Source organism: uncultured Oscillibacter sp. (assembly GCF_910584465.1).
Taxonomy (GTDB): domain Bacteria; phylum Bacillota; class Clostridia; order Oscillospirales; family Oscillospiraceae; genus Oscillibacter.
Window position 1 is genome coordinate 1 of the sequence record NZ_CAJUBK010000141.1, and the last position, 1,541, is coordinate 1,541.

The window sequence follows — 1,541 nt, forward strand, 5'->3', positions numbered from 1 at the left end:
CACCACGCCCAGGTTGGGGAACAGGGTGGTGAAGTGGTAGTTGGCGATCTTGGGCTGGGCCTTGCTGACCACGGACAGCAGCGTGGACTTGCCCACGTTGGGGAAGCCCACCAGCCCCACGTCCGCCAGGAGCTTCAGCTCCAAGATCACGTCGCGGCTCTCGCCGGGGAGCCCCGCCTTGGCGAAGCGGGGGACCTGCCGGGTGGGGGTGGCGAAGTGGCTGTTGCCCCAGCCGCCCCGCCCGCCCCGGCAGAGGACGAAGGGCTCGCTCCCACTCATATCGGCCATGATCTCGTTGGTCTCCGCGTCCCGGACCAGGGTGCCCCGGGGGACCCGGATGACCAGGTCCTCCCCGTTCCTGCCGAACTTCCGTTTGCCCTGGCCGTCCATGCCGTTCCCGGCCGCGTATTTGCGCTTGTAGCGGAAGTCCATCAGGGTGGACATGTGGTCGTCCACCTCCAGGATGATGGAGCCGCCCCGCCCGCCGTCGCCGCCGTCGGGCCCGCCCGCCGCCACATACTTCTCCCGGTGGAAGGCGATGGCGCCGTTGCCGCCGTCTCCGGCCCGGACCGTGATGCGGGCTTTGTCGATGAATGATGAGGCCATCATGATCCTCCTCGATAAAGATAGGGATCGTATCGGCCCCCGTCCCCGGGGGCCGATGGCCCTCCCCGCCCGGACGGGCCGGGGAGGGATGCCTTAGAACTGCGGCAGCTTCGCCACCGCCGCCGCGCAGCGGGGGCACAGCGTCGGGTGCGCCGCGTCCGTCCCCACGCTGGGCAGGATCTTCCAGCACCGCTCGCACTTGCCGCCCTCGGCCTTGGCCACCTGGATCTCCAGGCCGCCGCCGCCCTCTTCCAGTCCCACCTGGGAGACGATCAGCACGTCCGCCAGCGCCTCCGCCCCCATCTTGGGCAGGGCCGCGCCCTTCAGCGTCACCTTCGCCTCCAGGCCCTTGCCGATCTCCTTCCTGGCGCGGGCGGCCTCCAGCGCGCCGTTCACGGCGTCCCGGAGGGAGACGATCTCCTCCCAGCCCTCCATGGCCTCCGCGCTCAGCGCGTAGTCCGTGAAGGGCGCGTTCATCTCGTTGAACAGGACGTTCCGCCCGTCGTCGCCCGCCCGGTGGGGCATGGCCTGCCAGATCTCGTCACAGGTGAAGCACAAGATCGGGGCCATGATCCGGGTCAGGGTGTCCAGGATCAGGAACAGCGCGGTCTGGGCGCTGCGGCGCGGGGCGCCGTCCACCTCATCGCAGTACAGCCGGTCCTTGATCACGTCCAGGTAGAAGTTGGACAGCTCCACCACGCAGAAATCGTTCACCGCGTGGGTCGCCACCAGGAACTCGTACTCGTCATAGGCCGCGAAGCACCGCTCGATCAGCGCGTTCAGCCGGGTGAGGGCCCAGCGGTCCAGCTCCTCCATGTCCCCGGGGGCGGTGAGCCGGTCCGGGTCGAAGCCGGCCAGGTTGCCCAGGCAGTACCGGGCCGTGTTGCGGAACTTCAGGTAGTTCTGGCTCAGCTGCTTGAAGATCTCGTGGGAGC

2 protein-coding genes are annotated in these 1,541 nt (G+C 69.0%); both read right to left on the reverse strand.

Features of this window, described 5'->3' with window-relative positions:
* A partial coding sequence (gene cgtA, locus QZ332_RS13665) for an Obg family GTPase CgtA (RefSeq protein ID WP_295766444.1) occupies window positions 1-606 on the reverse strand: 606 nt, incomplete at its 3' end.
* A 93-nt stretch (window positions 607-699) separates the two neighbouring features.
* On the reverse strand, window positions 700-1,541 hold an 842-nt coding region (locus QZ332_RS13670), incomplete at its 5' end, for a class I tRNA ligase family protein (RefSeq protein WP_295766446.1).